Annotated in this window: 20 protein-coding genes; 12 read left to right on the forward strand and 8 right to left on the reverse strand. The window is 67.4% G+C overall.

The genetic code is table 11. The annotated features are described in order from the left end of the window. The first annotated feature begins 20 nt into the window (after positions 1-20). The 3 genes from ACTIFF_RS04040 to ACTIFF_RS04050 are packed head-to-tail and all read left to right on the forward strand — an operon-like array spanning position 21 to position 2,081. Positions 21-869 (forward strand): DODA-type extradiol aromatic ring-opening family dioxygenase, encoded by an 849-nt coding sequence (locus ACTIFF_RS04040; protein WP_439535669.1) that lies wholly within the window; start codon positions 21-23, stop codon positions 867-869. Further along, on the forward strand, positions 866-1,453 hold the full coding sequence (locus ACTIFF_RS04045) for a cytochrome b (protein WP_439535670.1): 588 nt from the start codon (positions 866-868) through the stop codon (positions 1,451-1,453). Before ACTIFF_RS04040 ends, ACTIFF_RS04045 begins: the two co-directional genes overlap by 4 nt. Before the next feature lie 52 nt (positions 1,454-1,505). Beyond that, positions 1,506-2,081, forward strand: a complete 576-nt coding sequence (locus ACTIFF_RS04050; protein ID WP_439535671.1) for a YceI family protein — start codon at positions 1,506-1,508, stop codon at positions 2,079-2,081. A gap of 373 nt (positions 2,082-2,454) precedes the next feature. Here ACTIFF_RS04050 and ACTIFF_RS04055 read toward each other — a convergent pair whose 3' ends face one another. The 3 genes from ACTIFF_RS04055 to ACTIFF_RS04065 all read right to left on the reverse strand — a co-directional run bounded on the left by ACTIFF_RS04055 (position 2,455) and on the right by ACTIFF_RS04065 (position 6,058). Then, on the reverse strand, positions 2,455-4,548 hold the full coding sequence (locus ACTIFF_RS04055) for a catalase (protein ID WP_439535672.1): 2,094 nt from the start codon (positions 4,546-4,548) through the stop codon (positions 2,455-2,457). A gap of 61 nt (positions 4,549-4,609) precedes the next feature. Next, positions 4,610-5,431 (reverse strand): alpha/beta fold hydrolase, encoded by an 822-nt coding sequence (locus ACTIFF_RS04060; protein ID WP_439535673.1) that lies wholly within the window; start codon positions 5,429-5,431, stop codon positions 4,610-4,612. A gap of 81 nt (positions 5,432-5,512) precedes the next feature. Next, positions 5,513-6,058 carry a hypothetical protein gene (locus ACTIFF_RS04065; RefSeq protein WP_439535674.1) on the reverse strand — a complete coding sequence of 182 codons (546 nt, stop codon included), beginning with the start codon at positions 6,056-6,058 and terminating at the stop codon, positions 5,513-5,515. 228 nt (positions 6,059-6,286) lie between these two features. On the opposite strand from ACTIFF_RS04065, the gene ACTIFF_RS04070 reads away from it, so the two are divergent. Genes ACTIFF_RS04070 through ACTIFF_RS04085 form a run of 4 tightly spaced genes read left to right on the forward strand, consistent with a single transcriptional unit; the run spans position 6,287 to position 9,641 of the window. Then, positions 6,287-6,445 carry a DUF3309 family protein gene (locus ACTIFF_RS04070; protein ID WP_439535675.1) on the forward strand — a complete coding sequence of 53 codons (159 nt, stop codon included), beginning with the start codon at positions 6,287-6,289 and terminating at the stop codon, positions 6,443-6,445. Beyond that, the gene (locus ACTIFF_RS04075) at positions 6,442-7,782 is read left to right on the forward strand and encodes a PQQ-dependent sugar dehydrogenase (RefSeq protein WP_439535676.1); all 1,341 of its coding nucleotides are present in this window, start codon (positions 6,442-6,444) and stop codon (positions 7,780-7,782) included. The genes ACTIFF_RS04070 and ACTIFF_RS04075 overlap by 4 nt, the downstream gene beginning before the upstream one ends. A 24-nt stretch (positions 7,783-7,806) precedes the next feature. Beyond that, a complete protein-coding gene (cls, locus tag ACTIFF_RS04080) occupies positions 7,807-9,222 on the forward strand; it encodes a cardiolipin synthase (protein ID WP_439535677.1) in 1,416 nt (471 codons plus the stop codon). Next, complete coding sequence (locus tag ACTIFF_RS04085) at positions 9,219-9,641, forward strand: DUF2177 family protein (RefSeq protein WP_439535678.1); 423 nt, start codon at positions 9,219-9,221, stop codon at positions 9,639-9,641. The genes cls and ACTIFF_RS04085 overlap by 4 nt, the downstream gene beginning before the upstream one ends. A 233-nt stretch (positions 9,642-9,874) precedes the next feature. Here ACTIFF_RS04085 and ACTIFF_RS04090 read toward each other — a convergent pair whose 3' ends face one another. From ACTIFF_RS04090 to ACTIFF_RS04100, 3 genes are all read right to left on the reverse strand, one after another. Continuing rightward, complete coding sequence (locus ACTIFF_RS04090; protein WP_439535679.1) at positions 9,875-10,120, reverse strand: S4 domain-containing protein; 246 nt, start codon at positions 10,118-10,120, stop codon at positions 9,875-9,877. Beyond that, complete coding sequence (locus ACTIFF_RS04095) at positions 10,117-11,757, reverse strand: 3-(methylthio)propionyl-CoA ligase (protein ID WP_439535680.1); 1,641 nt, start codon at positions 11,755-11,757, stop codon at positions 10,117-10,119. The genes ACTIFF_RS04090 and ACTIFF_RS04095 overlap by 4 nt, the downstream gene beginning before the upstream one ends. Positions 11,758-11,839: 82 nt before the next feature. Beyond that, positions 11,840-12,892 carry an alpha/beta fold hydrolase gene (locus ACTIFF_RS04100; protein ID WP_439535681.1) on the reverse strand — a complete coding sequence of 351 codons (1,053 nt, stop codon included), beginning with the start codon at positions 12,890-12,892 and terminating at the stop codon, positions 11,840-11,842. Between the two features lie 202 nt (positions 12,893-13,094). Here ACTIFF_RS04100 and ACTIFF_RS04105 point away from each other — a divergent pair, with 202 nt between their 5' ends. Continuing rightward, positions 13,095-13,862: a ferredoxin--NADP reductase gene (locus ACTIFF_RS04105; RefSeq protein WP_439535682.1), complete on the forward strand. Its 768-nt coding sequence runs from the start codon at positions 13,095-13,097 to the stop codon at positions 13,860-13,862. 9 nt (positions 13,863-13,871) lie between these two features. Here ACTIFF_RS04105 and ACTIFF_RS04110 read toward each other — a convergent pair whose 3' ends face one another. Further along, positions 13,872-14,492, reverse strand: coding sequence for a DNA-3-methyladenine glycosylase family protein (locus tag ACTIFF_RS04110; protein ID WP_439535683.1), 621 nt, complete (start codon positions 14,490-14,492; stop codon positions 13,872-13,874). Positions 14,493-14,618: 126 nt separating this feature from the next. Between ACTIFF_RS04110 and ada the strand changes: the two genes are divergently transcribed. Next, complete coding sequence (gene ada, locus ACTIFF_RS04115) at positions 14,619-15,710, forward strand: bifunctional DNA-binding transcriptional regulator/O6-methylguanine-DNA methyltransferase Ada (protein ID WP_439535684.1); 1,092 nt, start codon at positions 14,619-14,621, stop codon at positions 15,708-15,710. After that, positions 15,707-16,354: a DNA oxidative demethylase AlkB gene (alkB, locus tag ACTIFF_RS04120; protein ID WP_439535685.1), complete on the forward strand. Its 648-nt coding sequence runs from the start codon at positions 15,707-15,709 to the stop codon at positions 16,352-16,354. The genes ada and alkB overlap by 4 nt, the downstream gene beginning before the upstream one ends. Here the strand turns inward: alkB and ACTIFF_RS04125 are convergent. Beyond that, positions 16,332-16,604 carry a DUF2789 domain-containing protein gene (locus ACTIFF_RS04125; protein WP_439535686.1) on the reverse strand — a complete coding sequence of 91 codons (273 nt, stop codon included), beginning with the start codon at positions 16,602-16,604 and terminating at the stop codon, positions 16,332-16,334. The genes alkB and ACTIFF_RS04125 overlap by 23 nt on opposite strands. A gap of 331 nt (positions 16,605-16,935) precedes the next feature. Between ACTIFF_RS04125 and ACTIFF_RS04130 the strand changes: the two genes are divergently transcribed. Continuing rightward, positions 16,936-18,414 carry a PLP-dependent aminotransferase family protein gene (locus ACTIFF_RS04130; RefSeq protein WP_439535687.1) on the forward strand — a complete coding sequence of 493 codons (1,479 nt, stop codon included), beginning with the start codon at positions 16,936-16,938 and terminating at the stop codon, positions 18,412-18,414. A 153-nt stretch (positions 18,415-18,567) separates the two neighbouring features. Beyond that, positions 18,568-20,700: a molybdopterin-containing oxidoreductase family protein gene (locus tag ACTIFF_RS04135; RefSeq protein WP_439535688.1), complete on the forward strand. Its 2,133-nt coding sequence runs from the start codon at positions 18,568-18,570 to the stop codon at positions 20,698-20,700. Positions 20,701-20,706 lie beyond the last annotated feature (6 nt).

A 20,706-nucleotide genomic window follows, 5' to 3' on the forward strand; every position in this document is an offset into this window, starting at 1 on the left:
ATGACGGCTATGGTTCGGTCATGGACTTCAACACCGCCCCGATGACCGCCTCACCCCGCACCGCCGCCGGCCTGGCGTCGCTGTTCGTGCCGCACGGCGCGCCGACCTTCGCGCTGCAACCCGGTGCCGCCGGCGCGGCGCTGACGGCGATCGCCGCGCGCCGGCCCCGCCCACGCGCCGTCCTCATCGTCAGCGCCCACTGGGACACCGTCGTGCCGACCGTCGGTGCGGCCACCCGCTTCGACACGATCCACGATTTCAGCGGCTTTCCGCCGGCGCTGCACGCGCTGCGCTACCCGGCCACCGGCTGCCCCGAACTGGCGCGCAGCGTGGCGGCAGTGATCGAAGCGGCCGGTCTGCCGGTGCGGTTCGACACGACACGCGGCCTCGACCATGGCGCCTGGGTGCCGCTGCGCCTGATGTTCCCGGACGCCGACGTGCCGGTGATCGCGCTGTCGATCCAGACCGCAGGCGGGCCGGATCAGGCGTGGCGGCTCGGCCGCGCGCTGGCCGCGCTGCAGCACGATCTGCTCGTCATCGGTTCCGGCAACCTGACGCACAACCTGCGCGACTGGCACGCCGTATCGCATCTGGGCGCCGACACACCGGCCTATGTGCGCGCCTTCGCCGAGTGGGTGGCCGATACGCTGAGCGCCGGCGACACGACGGCGCTGCTCGACTACCGGCGCCGCGCGCCCGGCGGCGTGCAGGCGCACCCGAGCGAAGAGCATCTGCTGCCGCTGTTCGTTGCCCTGGGCGCGGCGGGCGACGGCGCGCAGGCAACGCGTTTTCATGCAGGCATCGACGAGCACGTGCTGGCGATGGATGCCTGGACCTTCACCCCCGCGACACAGGGAGACCTGCCATGAGCCTCACCAACACCCGCGACAACTACGGCCGCATGGCGAAGTGGTTGCACTGGTCAACCGCCGCGCTGTTTCTCGCCGCCTACTGCTCGGTCTATTTCCGCCAGTGGTTCACCGAGAAGCAGACGCCGGAAAACCTGACCGCGCTGCAGATCCACCTGTCGGTCGGCGTGACGATTGCCGTCGTCGTCGTGCTGCGCGTGCTGTGGCGCCTGAGCACGCCACAGCCGGCCGACGAGCCGGGCACGCCGCTGGCGCATCGCGCCGCGCATCTGGGTCACATGGCGCTGTATGCCGTGATGATCGTCGCGCCGATCACCGGCTATCTGGGTACCGGCGTCGATACCGACTTCTTCTTCCTGTTCGACATACCGAAGTTCGAAAGCACGGCGCTGTTCCGGACCGTGGTGGCCGACGGCATGGGACTGGATTTCAAGACCTTCGAAAAGCCGATCGACTTCATCCACAAGGATGTGCTCGGTGCCTGGCTGATCTGGCTGCTGATCGCCGGCCACGCCGCGGCGGCGCTGTACCACCACTTCGTCAGGCGTGATCGCACGCTGCTGAAGATGACCACCGGCGGCTGAGCCGCCAAGCGCAACACACCTTTTATATATGCAACATCACTGGAGCACTGCCATGACCCCGCTGAAAACCCTCGTCGCCGCACTCGCCTGCGCCACCGTGACCGCGCCCGCACTGGCGGCCCCGGAGACGTACACGCTGGACGCCGGCCACACCTTCCCGCGCTTTTCGTACAGCCATTTCGGATTTTCCACGCAGCTGAGCCGCTTCAACCGGTCGACCGGCACAGTGACGCTGGACCGCGCCGCCCGGACCGGCGCGGTCGACATCACCATCGACACGACCTCGGTCGACACCGGCTTCGCGGTGTTCGACGAGCACATCCAGGCGGAAGACTTTCTCGACACCGCGAAGCACCCGACCGCGACCTTCAGGTCAAGCAAGGTGGTATTCAGCGGCGACACGCCGACCGCCGTCGAAGGGGTGCTGACGCTCAAGGGCGTGAGCCGGCCGGTCACGCTGAAAGTGACGTCCTTCCAGGCCATACCGCACCCCATCCTGAAGAAGGACGCCCTCGGCGCCAACGCCACGGTCACCGTCAAGCGCACCGATTTCAACATGGGCAAGTACGCCCCGCACGTCGGCGACGACGTGACGATCGATGTCGCCGTCGAGGCGATCAGGGAATAGGCCGTCCGTGTCGCAGCGGACAGGCGGGCTGCCGGCTGCGGCGATCCGGCCGCGGGTTGGGGCGGCGGCTTTGGGGGTGATGGCTGTTGGGCCATTGACTGTGTGAGCCACTGGCTGTGGGAGCGGCGTCCCCGCCGCGATCAGTGTCGCGATGTTCGCTGTGCGAAGTACATATCGCGGCGAGGGCGGAGCGGGGGTTTCGGCGAGCACTGCTCGCCGCCCGCAGAGCCGGCCGGCCATGCAGGGCCGGCAGTGGATCGCCGCTCCCACAGGGGCGCCACTTCCACAGCGGGAGGAGCGACTTTCACAGGAGGGCCGCTTCTACACGACGCCGCTCCGCCGCCCGCGCCTGCAAGGCGCGAGCAGCCGGGCGTCAGGCCAGATTGCGCACCGTCTTTTCGCGCGCCCACTGGCGGGTGCCTGCGGCGGCGATGAAGCCGGCGTGATCGTCGACATCGAACACCCCAGCATCGGCAACGACGCCAGCAGCCTTCAGCAGCGTGCGGCCGCCATCGTCGAGCATCAGCGCCTTCAGGTGGCCGAAGGCGTCGCGCACGAAATCGATGGCCGCGGCGTCGGCAGACAGTTCGACGGCACCCGACGACGACAGCACGATGGCCACCGCGTCGAACATGACGGACGGCGTGCCGGCGAGCTGGCCGTCGGCGGCGAATGTCGAACCGTCGCGCAGCTTCGCGCCACCGACCTTGGGCGCGACGAGTTTCACGGTCGCACCGGCCTCGACCAGCGCCGTGTGAAGTGCTTCGATCGCCGCATCGTCGGTACCGTCGTTCATCAGGATGGCGACGACCCGTCCGGTCAGCGTGTTGCGCCCCTTGCCGATGGTGCGCAGCGCCGGTGACGGCTCGCGATCCTGCGCCGGGCGCGCCGCAGCGGGCGCCGCCGGCAGGTCGATCATGCCGAGACCGTCGGCCGCGCGCCGCGCCAGCGCCTCGTCGATGTGGCGCAGATGTCCGACCATCGCGGCGCGGACGTGCGGGTGTTCGACCTTGGACAGCTCGAACACGAGTGCCGACGCGATGTGCGCCTGTTCATGTTCGGTCTGGCTGCGCCAGAACTGGCGCGCCTGGCTGTAGTGGTCGGCGAACGTGTCGGCGCGGATGCGGCCGCGCTGCCCGCCCTCGTCGATGGCCATGCTGCGGAAGCCCGTGGCCGGTGATTCGCGCGCCAGATCAGGGGCCAGCGAATTGGGTTCATAGGCCACGCGCCCCTTGGGCTGACCCATCTGCATGTGACCGTCGCGCTGCTGGTTCGAGAACGGGCACTTCGGCGCATTGACCGGAATCTGGTGGAAATTGGCCGAGCCGAGACGCGACAGCTGGGTGTCGAGATAGGAATGCAGACGCCCCTGCAGCAGCGGATCGTTCGAGAAGTCGATGCCGGGCACCAGATGCGACGGGCAGAACGCCACCTGTTCGGTTTCGGCGAAGAAGTTGTCCGGCCAGCGGTCGAGCACCATGCGGCCGATCTCCTGCAGCGGCACCAGCTCTTCCGGAATCAGCTTGGTCGAGTCGAGATGGTCGAACGGGAAAGCGGCCGCCTCTTCTTCGGTGAACAACTGCACCGAAAACGTCCATTCCGGGAAATTGCCGGCGGCGATGGCCTCGAACAGGTCGCGCCGGTGAAAGTCGGGGTCGGCACCGGCGATCTTGACTGCTTCGTCCCATACCGTCGATTGCAGGCCGAGCACCGGGCGCCAGTGGAACTTGACGAAGGTCGATTTGCCGGCCGCATCGATCAGCCTGAAGCTGTGGATGCCGAAGCCTTCCATCATGCGCAGCGAGCGCGGCAGCGTGCGGTCGGACATGGCCCACATGACCATGTGCATCGATTCCGGCGTCAGCGAAATGAAATCCCAGAAGGTGTCGTGCGCCGAGCCGGCCTGCGGAAAGCCACGGTCCGGCTCCATTTTCACGGCATGGATCAGATCGGGAAACTTGATCGCGTCCTGGATGAAAAAGACCGGAATGTTGTTGCCGACCAAGTCCCAGTTGCCCTGCTGCGTGTAGAACTTGATCGCGAAGCCGCGCACGTCGCGCGGCGTGTCCACCGACCCCGAGCCGCCGGCCACCGTCGACATGCGGCTGAACACCGGCGTGCGCGTGCCGACTTCGGTCAGCACCGGCGCCGTCGTGTAGTCGGCCAGCGAGTGCGTCAGTTCGAAGTAGCCGTGCGCGCCGCTGCCGCGCGCATGCACGATGCGCTCGGGAATGCGCTCGTGGTCGAAGTGGGTGATCTTCTCGCGCAGGATGAAATCTTCCAGCAGCGTCGGCCCGCGCGGATGGGCACGCAGCGAGTTCTGGTTGTCGGCAATCTCCAGCCCCTGATTCGTGGTCAGTACCGGATGATCGGCGCCGGCCACTTGATGCAGTTCGCCGCCGTTGCCGGGGCAAGCGTTGGCGGATTGCGGGGTGGTGGTCTTTTCCTTGCTGTCATGCTTCTTCATGCGGGGTGTCCTTCGGATGTTCTGTGGGGCGCGCAGGCGCAGGCAATCGGTGGCGTGGGGTTCAGCCGCGCAGGAACTCGAGCACGTCGGCGATGAAGCGTTCCTTGTGGCTGGCGAACAGGCCGTGCGGGGCGCCTTCGTACTCGATGAAGCGGGCATGCAGGATGGCGCGCGCGGTCAGGCGCGATGACGATTCGATCGGTACGATCTTGTCGTCGCTGCCGTGGATGATCAGTGTGGGCACGGTGAACGACGCCAGGTCGCCGCGGAAGTCGGTACTCGAAAACGCCTTCGCGCAGGCGAGCGTCGCCTTCAGGCTGGCCTGCATCGACACCGAGCAGGCCCACGCCATCACCTCGTCGCTGACCGGGTGCGACACCATGCCCACGCCGAAGAAGTTCTTGAAGAAGGGCGGCCAGAAGGCGGCGCGATCCGCCGCGATGGCAGCGGCGGTTTCATCGAACTTCGCCTGCTCGACGCCCTCCGGGTTGTCGTCGGTCTTCAGCCGGAACGGCAAGGTCGACGCCACCAGCACGGCCTGTTTCACCTGATTGCCGGCATGGCGTGACATGTAGCGCGCCACCTCGCCGCCACCCATCGAAAAGCCGAGCAATGTGGCGTCATGCGCGCCGGTCTGCTCGAGCACATCGGCCAGGTCGTCGGACAGCGTGTCGTAGTCATAGCCGGTCCACGGCTGGTCCGAGCGGCCGAAGCCGCGCCGGTCGTAACTGATGGCGCGCATGCCGGCGTCGGCGATGGCCATCGACAGGTCGTCGAAACTGTCGGCCGACAACGGCCAGCCGTGGGTCATCACGACCGGGCGGCCCTGCCCCCAGTCCTTCACGTAAAGCTTCACGCCGTCGCGCGTGGTGACATGGTTCATGGTGATCTCCGATCATTCAATGCGGTGCATGCCGGTTCACGCAGAGCGCGGCCGGACGGTCATTCCTGGAGCGCGCGCGCTTCAGGTCTTGCCAGCCTTCTTGCGGGCGGCCGTGAGACAGTGGCTGCGCGTATCGCTCGCCATGGCTTCGCATTTCGCGACCGCGCGCTGGTAGTCGGCATCACGGCGAGCGTCGGCCGGCGTCTGTGCAACGCTGCCTCCCGCGCCGCTTTTGGCCTTGGCCAGCGCGCTCGCCTGTTCCGCCTTGGCTTCGGCAAGACAGCGCGCCTTGTCTGCGCCCACCTGCTCATCGCATCGTTCGCGCGCAACCGCATACGCAGCGTCGGCGCGCACCACAGGTATGGCTGCAGCATCCGACAGATGGCCGCTGCGACGGAATGCGAGTTCGGCATGTGCAATGGACTGCACGGCGCGCGCTTCCTCGACGCAGATGTCCTTGGTGTTGCTGGTCAGTGCATCGCACAGCGCCCTCGCGTGGGTGAAGGTCGACGCGATGCGTGCCGTTTCAAGTTCGGACTCGAAGCGGGTCATCGGTCCGGCTGCGAGCGCCGGCAAGGACAGCAGCACGAGCGCACACGGCACGAGGATGGGGAACAGGCGGTTCATGGTGCGATCATCAGAAGCAGAAGGTGCGGTCCGCTGGAACATGCGTACCGTTGTATTCACCCGCCGCCATCAGGTCTGTTCGCCAGCGCACGCGTTGCCGCGCCCGATGCGGATGTCCGCCTTCAGCCCGTGTATACCCCACCCGCGCTGTGTCCGTCAGCGCACAGACAAGGATTGCGCCCATGAGCACGATGCGAGCCCGTATAAATATATGTCGGAGAACAATTCATGAGTCTTGGAACCATATTGCTGGTCGTGCTGATCCTGATCCTGATCGGCGTCATCCCGACCTGGGGCCACAGCCGCAACTGGGGCTACGGCCCGAGCGGCGCCCTGGGTCTGGTCGTCATCGTGCTCATCGTGCTGCTGCTGATGGGTCGCATATGACGCAGCGCAGGGTTGCGGCATCGCGCCCGGGCCATCTGACGGGTGCGGTGCTCGCGCTCTGCGTGCTGCTCGCCGGCTGCGGCGATACGGCGAAACTTCAGGTCGCCGCAGGTACCGGGCCGGAGCCGATGCTGCCGACGCCGGTCAGCCGCCTGTTGCCGACCGTGAATATCGCGCCAGCCATCGGCTGGGCCGAGGGCGGCGCACCCCTTGCTGCGGCCGGTACACAGGTCGCCGCCTTCGCACGCGGCCTCGATCACCCGCGCTGGCTGCACGTACTGCCCAACGGCGATGTGCTCGTGGCCGAAAGCAATGCACCCGCAACGCCGGACGACGGCAAGGGCCTCAAGGGCTGGATCAGCGGACTGGTCATGAAGCGGGCCGGTGCCGGCGTACCCAGCGCCAACCGCATCACCCTGCTGCGCGACAGTGACGGCGATGGTGTCGCCGACCTGCGCAGCGTGCTGCTTTCCGGACTGAATTCACCCTTCGGCATGGCGCTGGTCGGCGACACGCTGTACGTTGCCAACACCGACGCGGTGCTCGGCTTTCCATATGTCACCGGCAACACCGAAATCACCGCACCCGGCGTCAAGCTGGTCGATCTGCCCGCCGGGCCGATCAATCATCACTGGACGAAGAACCTGATCGCCAATCTGGAAGGCAGCCTGCTCTACGTCACGACCGGCTCGAACAGCAATGTCGCCGAGCGCGGCATGGCCGCCGAAGAAGGCCGCGCCGCCATCTGGGAGGTGGATCTGGCGACGCGCACGCACCGCCTGTTCGCGACCGGCCTGCGCAACCCGAATGGCCTGGCGTGGGACCCACATCGCAAGGCGCTGTGGACGGTGGTGAATGAACGCGACGAAATCGGCAGCGACCTGGTGCCCGATTACCTCACCTCGGTGCGCGACGGCGACTTTTACGGCTGGCCTTACAGCTACTACGGCCAGCATGTCGATGCGCGGGTGCAGCCGCAGCAGCCGGCGCTGGTCGCACGCGCCCGCAAGCCCGACTATGCACTGGGGCCGCACACCGCCTCGCTCGGTCTGGCGTCGTCGTCGGGCACCACGCTGCCCGCGGCATTCGCCAGCGGCATGTTCATCGGCCAGCATGGCTCGTGGAACCGCCGGCCGCACAGTGGCTACAAGGTCATTTTCGTGCCGTTCGACGAAGGCAGGCCGGCGGGCGCACCGGTCGATGTGCTGACCGGTTTCCTGAGCCCGGACGGCGAGGCCTACGGCCGGCCAGTGGGCGTCGCGCTCGACCGGAAGGGCGCGCTGCTGGTGGCCGACGATGTCGGCAACACGATCTGGCGAGTCACGGCCGCGCGCTGAAGACGCCGCGCGGATGAAACGGCCATGAATGCCTTTCGCCCGAGCCGACGATGGCGCGCCTGGCTGGTTGCAGGCGGGGTGGCTGCCGCAGTCCTGACGGGTCTGGCAGCCTGCAGCAGCCTGCCCGTGCTGGTGCCGGATCTGAACCGCCACTCGGAACGCTCGGTGCAGCTCGGTGGCATGCACGGCCCGCTTTCGACAGCCGACAGCGCGGCCATCCTGGACCGGCTGCGCCGGCGCAATCCGGATTCGGACCTTCTCGAACGCAATCTCGCGCGGGAAGAAGCCTTGGTCGACAGTCCGCTCACCATCGGCAATGCCGTGCGACTGCTGCAGGACGGCCCCGCTACCTATCAGGCCATGCTGACGGCGATCGCCGCCGCCCGCGACCACATCAATATGGAAACCTACATCCTCGACGACGACCCGGTCGGCCAGCGCTTTGCACGGGCATTGATCGAAAGGCAGCGCGCCGGCGTGCAGGTGAACCTGATCCGCGACAGCGCCGGCACCTTCGACACGCCTTCCGCCTTCTTCCGGCAACTGACCGACGAAGGTGTCCGGATACTCGAATTCAACCCGGTCAACCCGCTGGTGGCGATGAACGACTGGGCGTGGAACCAGCGCAATCATCGCAAACTGTTGATCGTCGACGGGCAGACCGCCTTCCTGGGCGGCATCAACATCAGCAGTGTCTATTCGGGCGGCTCCTTCAACAAACGCAGCCCGAACCCGCCCACGGACGAAGCGCTCGCCTGGCGCGATACCGACCTGCAGCTCGACGGACCGGTGGTGGCCGAACTGCAGAAACTTTTCCTGGCGGCATGGGCGGCACAGAAGGGCGAGCCGCTGGACGAGCGGAAATGGTTTCCGGCGCCGCGAAATGCCGGTCGACAGATCGTGCGGGCCATCGGCAGCTCACCGGAAGACGCCTACAGCCAGATCTACGTGACCTTGCTGTCGGCCATCGGCAGTGCGGAAAAAAGTGTGCGTATCACCAATGCCTATTTCGCACCTGACCCTCAGTTGCTGGACACACTCGAAGCCGCGGCCGCACGCGGTGTAGATGTGGTGCTCATCTTGCCGAGCAAGACCGATTCCTGGCTCGTCTTCCATGCCGGGCGCGGCTACTACGCACGACTGCTCGAGGCCGGCGTGCGAATCTACGAACGGCAGGGCGTGATCCTGCATTCGAAGACCGCGCTGATCGACGATGTCTGGGCGACGGTCGGGTCGACCAACCTGGACTGGCGCAGCTTCCTGCACAACCATGAACTGAATGCCGTGGTGCTCGGGGCTGAATTCGGCAGTCAGTTGAAGGCAATTTTCGAACGCGATCTGGCCGGATCCGAGGCCATCACGCTGGAAGACTGGCAGCGGCGACCGATCGGATTGCGGCTGAAGGAAATGTTTTCACGTCTCTGGGAGTACTGGTTATGAACGACGGGCTTAAAATCGCCGCCGCCGGCGCAACGACCTTCGTCGTGATGCTCGCGCTCGACCTGATCTGGCTGGGCGTCGTGGCGAAAGCCGCCTATCGGCAGGGCATCGGCCACCTGATGGCCGATCGCCCCGACATCGCAGTCGCGGCCATCTTCTACGTGGTCTATGCAACCGGGCTGACCGTGTTCGCACTGGTCCCGCACGCCGCGCACGCCGGGCTCGGGAAAACCCTGACGAGTGCCGCATTGTTCGGATTCTTCGCCTACGCCACCTACGACCTGACCAACCTCGCGACGCTGAAGAACTGGCCGCTGCAGCTGACCCTGATCGACATCGCGTGGGGCACCGTGGTCAGCGCGGTTTCGGCAACCGCCGGCAAATACTTGCTCGACCGGCTGAGTCCCGCGATGTCGTAGAAATGATGATTGAACGCCGGCAGGCGCCCGATCGACGCGCCGGTTCGCGATCAATGGGCGGCGCGGGGGTTTCGGCGAACACGCCTCGCCGCCCGCAGGGCCAGCCGTCGGCCGCTCCTGCAGGTCGAGCGGTGTCCCAAACCCCGGCAGCGCGGTCTGTCACGAAGCCACCCCCGAAAATCACGTGACGTCTCTTGCAGGAGCGATCCATTGATCGCGAACCGGTGCGTCGATCAGCGGTCCTTCATGACCAGCACGCAGTCAGGCATCAGTTCGACCGACGGTTTGAACACCTGCCCACCGTTGGCAAACACGCAGCCCGCCGCGATCAGGCGCTGCGCGGCGGCGCGGGACGGGGCCATCCCGCGTTCGACCAGCAGGGCGTCGACGCGCATGCGCCCTGCGCGGTCGTCCGGCGCGGCGGCCTTCGGTACGGGCACCGGTGCGGGACGTGCGGTGCGGCGATGGAATGACTTCACGGCAGTACGTGATTCTCGAACTGCTGCCGCAGCCTGAGCTTCAGCATCTTGCCGGTTGCCGTGTGCGGGATGTCGTCGACGAACACCACGTCGTCGGGCACCTGCCAGCGCGCGACCTTGCCGTCGTAGAAGGCGAGCATCGCATCGCGGTCGAGTTCGGCGCCCGGCTTTCTCACCACGACCAGCAGCGGCCGCTCGTCCCATTTGGGGTGCCGGCAGGCGATCACCGCCGCTTCGAGCACCGCCGGGTGGGCCATGGCGATGTTTTCCAGTTCGATCGAACTGATCCATTCGCCGCCGGACTTGATCACGTCCTTGCTGCGGTCGGTGATCTGCATGTAGCCGTCGGCATCGATGGTGGCGACGTCGCCGGTGGCGAACCACCACTGGCCGTCGAGTTCGCGCAGCGCCGAGCCGGCTTCGCCGAAATAGCGCTCGATGACCCAGCCGCCGCGCACCAGCAGGTCGCCGCTGCTGCGGCCGTCCCACGGCAGTGCACGGCCGTCGTCGCCGACAATGGCCAGATCGATGCCGCAGATCGCGCGCCCTTGCTTGTTCAGCAGCGCCCGCTGCGCATCCGGCGGCAGCGTCGCATGCTGTGCCTTGAGCCGCGACAGCGTGCCCAGCGGCGACAGTTCGGTCATACCCCAGGCGTGGATGACCTGGACGCCGTAGTCCTCTTCGAGCGTCTGCCGCATGGCCGGCGGACACGCCGCGCCGCCGATGACGGTGCGCTTGAGGCTGGACATCTTCAGCCCGGCGCACTTCAGGTGGTTGATGACGCCCAGCCACACGGTCGGCACACCGGCGCTGAACGTGACCTGTTCCTGTTCGAACAGCTCGTGCAGCGACTTGCCGTCGAGGAAGGGGCCGGGGAACACCAGCTTGGCGCCGACCATCGGCCCGCTGTACGGCAGACCCCACGCGTTCACGTGGAACATCGGCACCACCGGCAGGATGACATCTGCGGCCGAACAACTCATCGCGTCAGGCAGCGCCGCGCCGTAGGCATGCAGCACCGACGAGCGGTGGCTGTACAGCGCGCCTTTCGGGTGACCGGTCGTGCCCGAGGTGTAGCACAGGCTGGACGCGGTGTTCTCGTCGAATTCCGGCCAGCGGTAGTCGCCGTCCTCGGCGTCGATCAATGCCTCGTAGCACAGCAGGCCGGGCAGCGTCGTCGCCGCCGGCATGCGGGCGCGGTCGGTCATCAGCACGAAATGACGCACCTGCTTCAGCGCGGGGGCGATCTGTTCGACCAGCGGCAGGAAGGTGAGATCGAAGCACAGCACCTGGTCGGCCGCGTCATTGGCGATCCACGCGATCTGGTCCGGAAACAGGCGCGGATTGATGGTGTGGCACACCCGCTGCGAGCCGGACACGCCGTAATAGATTTCGAAGTGGCGATAGCCGTTCCAGGCCAGCGTGCCGATGCGTTCGCCCGGCTGCGTGCCGAGTCGCGCCAGCGCCTGTGCGAACTTGCGGCTGCGCAGTTCGGCGTCGCGATACGTCGTACGGTGGATGTCGCCCTCGACCCGGCGCGACACGATTTCGGTGTCGCCGTGGTGGCGCGCCGCGTGGCGGATCAGGTTCGAGATGAGCAGCGGCATCTGCATCATCTGGCCGGGTACCGGATTCATGCGCTTCCCTCCACACGACGACGGACGGATGCACCCCTGACGGCCACGACGCAGCCGCCCGGGGTGTGACGACGGACTGCGCTCAGGCGGCCGAAGCCAGCAGTTCGCGCAAGTGCTTGTCCACCTGTTCGGTGTAGCCGGCGTCGGTGCCGAACAGGCCGAGGTGGCCGTCTATCGTGTTGAGCACGCGCAGTTCGCTGTTCGGGATCAGCTTCTGCTCGGCAGCGCAGTCGGCCGGCGGGAAGAACATGTCGGTCGAGATCGGCATGACGAAGGTTTTCGCCTTGATGCGGCCGAGTGCCGCCTTCAGGTCGCCGCCGGTGTGGCGGCTCACGTCGCCGTGCTGCCATTTCCATGCCATGCACAGCAGGTCGTTCGGCTCCATCACACCGAAATAGCCGTTCATGAAGTTGGTGATGAAATCATCGACCGACGAAAAACCGAGCGCCTTGATGCGGTCCTGCTGGAAGAATTCCGTGCTCCAGCCCATGACCGCCCACATCTTGGCGTGGCGGCGCAGACCCTGATGCACTTCGAGCGGCGAGCCGTACCAGCCGCCCTTGAACGCCGGGTCGGACGTGATGGCTTCGATCAGCGTTTCGGCGAACAGGTAGTCGTGCGGCGTGTTCTTCGCGGTGCCGGCGATCGGTGCCGCGCGGCGCACCATGTCCGGGTAGCGCACGGCCCACTCGTAGGTCTGCTGCGCGCCCATCGAGCCGCCGACCACCAGGGCCAGCTTTTCGATGCCGAACTTTTCGGTGATCAGCGTGTGCTGCGCGCGCACGTCGTCGCCGATGCGCACGCGCGGGAAATTGGGGCCGCCACCCGGGAAGGGCGTGTTGTGCGGCGAGGTCGACAGGCCGTTGCCGATCTGGTTGATGGCGATGATGAAATACTTCGCCGGATCGAGCGCGCGACCGGCGCCGATGTACACCTGCTCCATGATCTTGGTCGTGCCCGAGTACCAGGTCGGCACCAGGATGGCGTTGTCCTTCGCCGCGTTCAGCGTGCCGAAGGTCGCGTACGCCAGCGTGCAGCCGCGTATCGTGCCGCCCTCTTCCAGCACGTGGTCACCGATGCTGTGGGTTTCGTACGGGCCGTGAACGGCCTGGTTGTAATAGGCGTGCTCCGTCATGCTGTCTCCTCCTGTTGTTGTGGCGCCGGTCTCGGGTGCCTGTCCGTTAGCAGCATCGGCGCAGGCAGCGGGCGCAGCGATGATAGCGGACTGTGCCTGCCGCGCGAACCGTCAGCCGAGCCGGCGGTGAAGGAACGAAGTCCGGTGTCGGCAGCCCTATCGATGTGCAGGCCCGCAACTCAACACGCCGGAGGCTCGAACGATGACGACTGCCGATCCCACCGCCCCGCGCGCATCGCTGCAGCGCGTGACTGCGCTGCAGCGCTGGACGCCGATGCTGTGGTCGCTGCGCATCGACCGTCCGGAAGACTTTCGTTTTGCGCCCGGCCACTACGCCAAGCTCGGGCTGACCGGCTCCGACGGTCAGACCGTGTGGCGGCCCTATTCCATCGTGTCGGCCACCGACGACCCGGAGCTCGAATTCCTCATCGTGCTGATTCCGGGTGGCGCGTTCAGCGAGCCGCTGTCGCGCATCGAGGTGGGCCAGTCGGTCCAGCTCGCGTCGGCCATCTTCGGCTTCTTCCTCGAACCGCAACTGGCGCCCGGCGACACCTTGTGGATGCTGGCGACCGGCACCGGGCTCGGGCCCTATGTGTCGCTGCTGCGCACGCCGGGCGCGCTGGACCGCTACCGGCGCCTCATCGTGGTGCACAGCGTGCGGCTGGCGGCCGAACTGGCCTACCGCGACGAACTGGAAGCGCTGGCGGCGACCGACGCGCGGCTGAACTACCTGCCCATCGTCACCCGCGAAGTTGGCGCATCGGCGCTGAGCGGGCGCATTCCGGCGCTGATCACCGACGGCACGCTGGCGCAGCACGCGCAGACACCGCTCGACCCCGCGACCAGCCGCGTCATGGTGTGTGGCAATCCGGATTTCACGACCGACATGCGCGCCCTGCTGAACGGGCGCGACTTCGTGCCGTGCCGGCGCGGCAACGCCGGCAGCATGCTGTTCGAGAAGTACTGGTAGCCCGTGCCGTCACTTCGGCACCCGCCACAAGTACCAGCTCGCCGCCGATCGATGCGGCGCCCACGCCGCGCCGAGTGTTGCGATCTGCCGCGCGGTGGGCAGCGCATCGAGCGACTTGAGCCGCCGGTAGCCGTCGCGCACGCCGAAATCGTCGGCCGGCAGGACGTCGCTGCGTTCGAGCGTGAACATCAGCAGCATGTCCACCGTCCAGCGACCGATGCCGCGCAACACGGTCAGGCGCTCGATCAGCGCGTCGTCGGCCAGCGCCAGGGCTTCGTCGCGGCCGGGTACCCGGCCGCTCAGCGCGCCCTCGGCGATGCCGCGCAGCGTGTCGGCCTTGCGCGCCGAAAAGCCGCAGGCGCGCAAGGCATCGACATCCGTATCGAACAGTTGCTGCGGCGTCGGGAAATCGCCGCCGTGACGCGCCAGCAGTCGACCCATGATGGCGTCCGCGGCGCGACCGTGCAGTTGCTGGTAGGCCACGGCGCGCACCAGCGCCTGCCAGGGCTCGCGCACCGGGCCGGGTGCCAGCCCGCACGGGCCGACGGTCGCGATCAGCCGCGCCCAGTCGTCGTCGAGGGCGGCAAGATGGCGTTCGGCGGCGTCCAGCACTTCTCGGGTGTGCGTCATGGCGGAGCAGTATCGATGCGCGATGGCGCACCGGCAAGACCGAATTCGAAAGCAAGGACCGGAGTGCGCACGCGCCGGACGGCGACTACAGTGCGGCCATCGACACGCAGGCGCGAAGGATTCCGGATGGACGCATCGACCCGCCATGAAGCACCGGATGTCGCCGCGCGTGCGGCTGCCACGCGGGCCGACCCGCGCTGGGCGGCGGTCGTCGCGCGCGATGCCGCGGCGGACGGCAACTTCTTCTATTCGGTGAAAACGACCGGCGTGTACTGCCGCCCGTCGTGCGCCGCGCGCACCGCGCGACCCGAAAACGTCGCCTTCCACGCGAGCGCGGCCGACGCCGAACGCGCCGGTTTCCGCGCCTGCAAACGCTGCCGACCGGATCAGCCGCCGCGCACCGAACGGCAGGCCGCCCTCGTCGCCGACCTGTGCCGGCTGATCGAGCACTCCGAATCGCCCCCGCCGCTCGACGCGCTGGCGAAGCACGCCGGCGTCAGCGCCTTTCATCTGCACCGCCTGTTCAAGTCGGTGACCGGTCTGACGCCACGCGCCTGGGCTGCCGCGCGCCGGGCCGAGCGCCTGCGCGACCATCTGATGCAGGGTGCGCCGGTGACCGACGCGCTGCACGACGCCGGCTACGGTTCCAGCAGCCGCCTGTATGAAACGTCCGGCGCCCTGCTCGGCATGACGCCGGGCCGCTATCGCGCGGGCGGCGCCGACACCGACATCCGCTTCGCGCTCGGCCAGTGCTCGCTCGGCGCCATCCTGGTCGCGGAAAGCCCGCTCGGCGTGGTCGCGATCTCGCTGGGCGACGACCCCGACACACTGGCGCGCGCGCTGCAGGACCGCTTTCCGCATGCGCGCCTGATCGGCGGCGATGCGGCGTTCGAACAGCGCGTGGCACAGGTGGTCGGTTTCGTCGACGCACCGCGGATCGGCTTCGCGCTGCCACTGGACCTTCGCGGCAGCGCCTTCCAGCAGCGCGTGTGGCAGGCGCTGCGCGACATTCCGGCCGGGCACACGCTGAGCTACCGCGAACTGGCGGCGCGGCTCGGCGTGCCGAAAGCGGTGCGCGCGGTCGCCGGCGCCTGTGCGGCCAACACGCTGGCGGTGGCCATCCCGTGTCACCGCGTGGTGCGCAGCGACGGCGCGCTGTCGGGCTATCGCTGGGGCATCGAGCGCAAGCGCGCGCTGATCGAGCGAGAAGGGACATGAACGGTCTGTTCGATGCGCTGGAGCGCACCGCCGGCGTGGTCACCCTCGTACCGGGTGCCGCCCTGCTGCGCGGCTTCGCGCTGGACGACGCCGCCGCCCTGCTCGCTGCGATCGATGCGGTGGCCACGCTTGCACCGCTGCGCCACATGGTGACGCCCGGCGGCTACACGATGTCGGTCGCCACCACCAGTTGCGGCGAACTGGGCTGGACGTCCGACGCGCAGGGTTACCGCTACGCCGCGCGCGATCCGCACAGCGGCCTGCCGTGGCCGGCCATGCCAGCACTATTCGGCATGCTGGCGCGGGATGCGGCCGCGCAGGGCGGCTTCCCCGGTTTCGAACCGGATGCCTGCCTGATCAACCGCTACGCCCCCGGTGCGCGGCTCACGCTGCATCAGGACAGGAACGAACGCGACTTCGGCGCACCCATCGTGTCGGTGTCGCTGGGCCTGCCCGCGACCTTCCTGTTGGGCGGCATCCAGCGCACCGACCCGACGCTCAAACTGCATCTGGTACACGGCGATGTGGTGGTGTGGGGCGGACCGGCGCGGCTGCGCTTTCACGGCGTGCTGCCGCTGGCCCGCGGCACGCACCCGGCGACCGGGGTGTGCCGCATCAATCTCACGTTCCGCAAGGCGCGTTGAGCACAGGCGGCTCGGTCGTTTCGTGCAGGGCCGCGTTCAGTGCATCGATGATCGGTGCCCAATCGGCGTCAGCCTGCAGGCCTTCGCGCAGGAAGCTTGCTTGAGCCGGCGTCCAGAAAGGCGCGTCGGCCAACTTCAATGAGTCGTGCAGCGGCCGGTGCGTGTCGATGAAGCGGTAGATCGATCCCGGGTCTGCGGGCAGACCGAGCTGTGCGAACAGTTGCGCAGTGCTGTGTACCGGTGCGTCCATGAGGATCTCCTGTGTCGGATGGTGGAGCAGGATGCCGTTGCAGCGCAGATCGGCGGGCGGATCGCTCAGCCGCCGATGTACCCATGCGTGGCGTACAGGGTTGACGCGCCATGGCGTCAGTCGTTCGGCCCGACGCTGACACGTTTGATCTTCGCAATCGGTCTTCGGGCCGAGCATGCGCGTCTGTCCGTGCCGGGTCTGTTAGCCAGAGCACCAAGTTCGCCGGGGAGCCGGGCGAGTCGGTAGCATGGCGGGAACCACGTTCAGGCAGTGCGGCCGAAGCCGGGTTGAAGGTCAGGCTTTCATTCACCACTGTCCGGACGGAGCGCCGTTGCAACTGCCCCTTTCCATCGATGCGTCGTCGGCCACCACACTGCAGTCGCAGATCGTGGCGCAACTGCGCGCGCTCATCCTCGACCGCCGGCTGGCACCCGGTGCGCCGGTGCCGGCGACGCGCGACCTCGGCCGACAGCTTCGTGTATCGCGCAACACGGTCACCGCCGCCTACGACGAACTGATCAGTGAAGGCTATCTGTACACCGAGCGGGCGGTCGGCACCTTCGTCTGCAAAACCCTGCCCGACACGCTGATCGGCCAGGCGCCGGCGCGTCCGGAACATCGCAGCGGCAGCCTGCACCGCGCGATGAACCTGCCGCTGCCCTACGGCGGACGCGGCCTGACCGGGCTGCACCGGCCCAGCTCGCCGCGCCTGATCGCCGATTTCGTGTTCGGCCGCTCGGACGCGCGCAATTTCCCGGAAAAGATCTGGCGCAAGCTCATCGTCGAATGCCTGGGCGGCGCGGCCGAGCGCATGAGCGAATACAGCGACCCAGCCGGCCTGCCCGAACTGCGGCAGCTCATCACCAGCCGGCTCGGCCCGACGCGCGGCATGGTGGCGTTGGTCGAACAGGTGCTGCTGGTGGCCGGCTTCCAGCAGGGCATCGATCTGGTGGCGCATCTTTTCGTCGGCACGCACACGCCGGTGGTGATGGAAGCGCCCAGCTATCGCGGCGCGGCCTTCCTGTTCGAAAGCTATGGCGCGCACATCATTCCGGTGCCGGTCGACCCGCACGGGATCGACGTCAGCCGGTTGCCGGAAAGCCGGGTGAAACTGGTGTACGTCACGCCGTCGCACCAGTTTCCGACCGGCGTCACGATGCCGCTGCACCGCCGCCTAGCCCTGCTGGAATGGGCGGCCAAGGCCGGCGCGTACATCCTCGAAGTGGACTACGACGGCGACTACCGCTACGACGGCGCGCCGCTGCCGTCGCTGCAGTCACTCGACCGCAACGGCTGCGTCATCTACCTGAATTCCTTCTCGCGCTCGATCGGCCCCGGCCTGCGCATCGGCTACATGGTCGTGCCGCGCGACCTGATGCGCACCGCCGTCACCATCAAGTCGCTGATGGACAACGGCCTCGCCTGGCTGGAACAGGCCGCGCTCGCCCAGTTCGTGCGCGACGGCAGCTTCGACACCCATCTGCGTCGCCTGCTGCACGCCAACGAAGCGCGCCGCGACGCCCTGGTCAGCGCCCTGCGCAGCCACCTGCCGGGCGGGCGCATCAGCGGCGCCGACGCCGGCTCGCACGTACTGCTCACGCTGCCGCCCGAAGCACCGACTGCCGCCGCCGCACAACAGGCCGCGCTCGAACTCGGCGTGGGTGTGCAGCCACTGGCCGACAGCCCGGCGTGGTTCTTTGAGCATCTGGAGAATGCCGACCGCTGCCTGCTGCTGGGCTACACGCATCTGACCGAGGCGCAGATCGAACAGGGGATCGCCCGGCTCGGGCAGGCGCTTCACACCGTCTGAGACCGCCCCACCCCCTGGCACCCCTCTTTTTTCGCTGACTGGCCCTGTCGCCTCAGGTGCTTCGTCTCCTATCTTCTGTCGGTGCAGTAGCGCCGCCGGTGCGTCATCGACGCGACCGGCGACCCAGCCTTCAACGCCCCCCGGGAGACTTCCATGTCAGTGCATCTGAGTGAAACGCGCGTCGTGCGCGGCGCCTGTCCGCAGGATTGTCCGGACACCTGTGCCTTCCTGTACCACGTCGAGGACGACAAGCTGGTCGAGGTGACGGGCGACCCGGATCACCCGATGACGCGTGGCGGGCTGTGCGTGAAGCTGAAGAATTTCGCCGAGCACCACTACAACCCGGACCGCCTGCTGTACCCGATGAAGCGCGTCGGGCCGAAGGGTTCGGGCATGTTCGAGCGCATTTCGTGGGACGCGGCGCTGGCGGAAATCAAGACACGCTGGACCGACATCATCGACCAGTACGGCTCGCAGGCCATCATGCCGCACGGCTACCTCGGCCATCAGGGCACGCTGAATGGCCTGACCGCCGGCGACGCCTTCTTCAACCGGCTCGGTTCGTCGGTGGCGGAAAAGACCTATTGCGAATCCGGCTCGTCGACCGCGTGGATCATGACCGTGGGCCCGACCGGCGGGCTCGACGTGGAAAGCCTGGCCCATTCGAAGTACATCATCGTGTGGGGCATGAACATGCTCAACACCAATCTGCACGCCTGGCCCTTCATCGTCGAGGCGAAGGCCAAGGGCGCCAAGGTGGTGGTGATCGACCCGGTGCGCACGCGCACCGCGAAGCAGGCCGACTGGCACATCCGCATCAAGCCGGGCACCGACGGCGCGCTGGCACTGGGCATGATGAACGTGATCATCGCCGAAGGCCTGGTCGATGCCGATTACGTCGAAAAGTACACCGTGGGCTACGACCAGCTGGCGGCGCGCGCGGCCGAGTTTCCGCCCGAGCGGGTGTCCGAGATCACCGGCATTCCGGTGCAGGACATCCTGACGCTGGCGCGCGAATACGCCACCACGCAGCCGTCGGCGATCCGCCAGGGCGTGGCGGTGGAGCGCAGCCCGGGCGGCGGCGACGCGATCCGCGCCATCACCTGTCTGCCGGCGCTGACCGGCGCCTGGCGCCATGTCGGTGGCGGCACGGTGGAAATGCCGATCTGGGAGTTTCCGTTCCGCTTCGACTTCATGTGCCGGCCGGACTGGATCAAGCCGGGCACGCGCGTCATCAACGAACTCGATCTGGGCGCGGCGCTGACCGGTGCCATGCCGCTCGACCCGCCGATCAAGTCGCTGTTCGTCTACAACTCGAACCCGGTATCGCAGGCGCCGAACGCCGGCCAGATCGTGGCCGGGCTGATGCGCGAAGACCTGTTCACGGTGGCCAGCGAACTGTTCATCACCGACACCGCGAAGTACGCCGACATCCTGCTGCCGGCCACCATGCAGGCGGAACAGCTCGACCTGATGGTGACCTGGGGTCATCTGTACGTGATGCTCAATACGCCGGCGATCAAGCCGCCGGGCGAATGCGTGCCCAATGTCGAACTGTTCCGCCGGCTGGCGGGCGCCATGGGCTTCACCGACGAGCACTGGTCGCTGAGCGACGAGGAAATGATCCGCCGCTCGTACGACTGGGACGCGCCGGCGATGCAGGGCATCACGCTGGAAAAGCTCAAGGACAAGGGCTGGATGCGGCTCAACGTCGGTCTGCCGGGCGAGCGCGCGCCGCATGCCGAGGGCAATTTCAAGACGCCGTCGGGCAAGTGCGAATTCGCGGCCAGCGCGGCGGCCGGCGGCAATTTCGTCGTGCCGGTGTGGCGCTCGGGCTATGAAGGCATGCAGCCGGGCACGCCGGTCGATGCGGTGCCCAATTACATCCCGTCGCACGAAAACGCGGCCTCCGAAGCGGCCAGCCGCTATCCGCTGAACCTCGTGTCGCCGAAGCCGCACGCCTTCCTGAACACGCAGTACGCCAACGAGCCGACACAGCAGCGCCGGCAGGGCGAACAGCTCATCGTGATCCACCCGGTCGATGCGGGAAAGCGGGCGATCGAGCACGGCAGCTATGTGCGCGTGTTCAACGAGCGCGGCGCCTTCGAGGCGCGCGCCGAACTGAGCGAGGACGTGTCGCCCGGCCTGATGATGACCAATGTCGGCCACTGGCCGGGTCTGAACCGCAGCGGCACCGCGGTCAATTCGACCACGTCGGCGCGCCACTGCAATCTGGGTCAGGCCGGCACCTACTGCGACAACCTGGTCGAAGTGCGGAAGGTATGAGGGCGC

The organism is Methyloversatilis sp. (assembly GCF_051861465.1).
GTDB lineage: Bacteria > Pseudomonadota > Gammaproteobacteria > Burkholderiales > Rhodocyclaceae > Methyloversatilis.

What these genes read in the sequence shown, in the direction of transcription:
- ACTIFF_RS04065 (WP_439535674.1), bottom strand. Translation starts at nt 6,058, where the DNA reads ATGAACCGCCTGTTCCCCATCCTCGTGCCGTGTGCGCTCGTGCTGCTG.
- ada (WP_439535684.1), top strand. Translation starts at nt 14,619, where the DNA reads ATGGACGCATCGACCCGCCATGAAGCACCGGATGTCGCCGCGCGTGCG.
- ACTIFF_RS04095 (WP_439535680.1), bottom strand. Translation starts at nt 11,757, where the DNA reads ATGAATCCGGTACCCGGCCAGATGATGCAGATGCCGCTGCTCATCTCG.
- alkB (WP_439535685.1), top strand. Translation starts at nt 15,707, where the DNA reads ATGAACGGTCTGTTCGATGCGCTGGAGCGCACCGCCGGCGTGGTCACC.
- ACTIFF_RS04075 (WP_439535676.1), top strand. Translation starts at nt 6,442, where the DNA reads ATGACGCAGCGCAGGGTTGCGGCATCGCGCCCGGGCCATCTGACGGGT.
- ACTIFF_RS04055 (WP_439535672.1), bottom strand. Translation starts at nt 4,548, where the DNA reads ATGAAGAAGCATGACAGCAAGGAAAAGACCACCACCCCGCAATCCGCC.
- ACTIFF_RS04125 (WP_439535686.1), bottom strand. Translation starts at nt 16,604, where the DNA reads ATGGACGCACCGGTACACAGCACTGCGCAACTGTTCGCACAGCTCGGT.
- ACTIFF_RS04040 (WP_439535669.1), top strand. Translation starts at nt 21, where the DNA reads ATGGACTTCAACACCGCCCCGATGACCGCCTCACCCCGCACCGCCGCC.
- ACTIFF_RS04085 (WP_439535678.1), top strand. Translation starts at nt 9,219, where the DNA reads ATGAACGACGGGCTTAAAATCGCCGCCGCCGGCGCAACGACCTTCGTC.
- ACTIFF_RS04110 (WP_439535683.1), bottom strand. Translation starts at nt 14,492, where the DNA reads ATGACGCACACCCGAGAAGTGCTGGACGCCGCCGAACGCCATCTTGCC.
- ACTIFF_RS04100 (WP_439535681.1), bottom strand. Translation starts at nt 12,892, where the DNA reads ATGACGGAGCACGCCTATTACAACCAGGCCGTTCACGGCCCGTACGAA.
- ACTIFF_RS04045 (WP_439535670.1), top strand. Translation starts at nt 866, where the DNA reads ATGAGCCTCACCAACACCCGCGACAACTACGGCCGCATGGCGAAGTGG.
- ACTIFF_RS04060 (WP_439535673.1), bottom strand. Translation starts at nt 5,431, where the DNA reads ATGAACCATGTCACCACGCGCGACGGCGTGAAGCTTTACGTGAAGGAC.
- ACTIFF_RS04105 (WP_439535682.1), top strand. Translation starts at nt 13,095, where the DNA reads ATGACGACTGCCGATCCCACCGCCCCGCGCGCATCGCTGCAGCGCGTG.
- cls (WP_439535677.1), top strand. Translation starts at nt 7,807, where the DNA reads ATGAATGCCTTTCGCCCGAGCCGACGATGGCGCGCCTGGCTGGTTGCA.
- ACTIFF_RS04135 (WP_439535688.1), top strand. Translation starts at nt 18,568, where the DNA reads ATGTCAGTGCATCTGAGTGAAACGCGCGTCGTGCGCGGCGCCTGTCCG.
- ACTIFF_RS04050 (WP_439535671.1), top strand. Translation starts at nt 1,506, where the DNA reads ATGACCCCGCTGAAAACCCTCGTCGCCGCACTCGCCTGCGCCACCGTG.
- ACTIFF_RS04070 (WP_439535675.1), top strand. Translation starts at nt 6,287, where the DNA reads ATGAGTCTTGGAACCATATTGCTGGTCGTGCTGATCCTGATCCTGATC.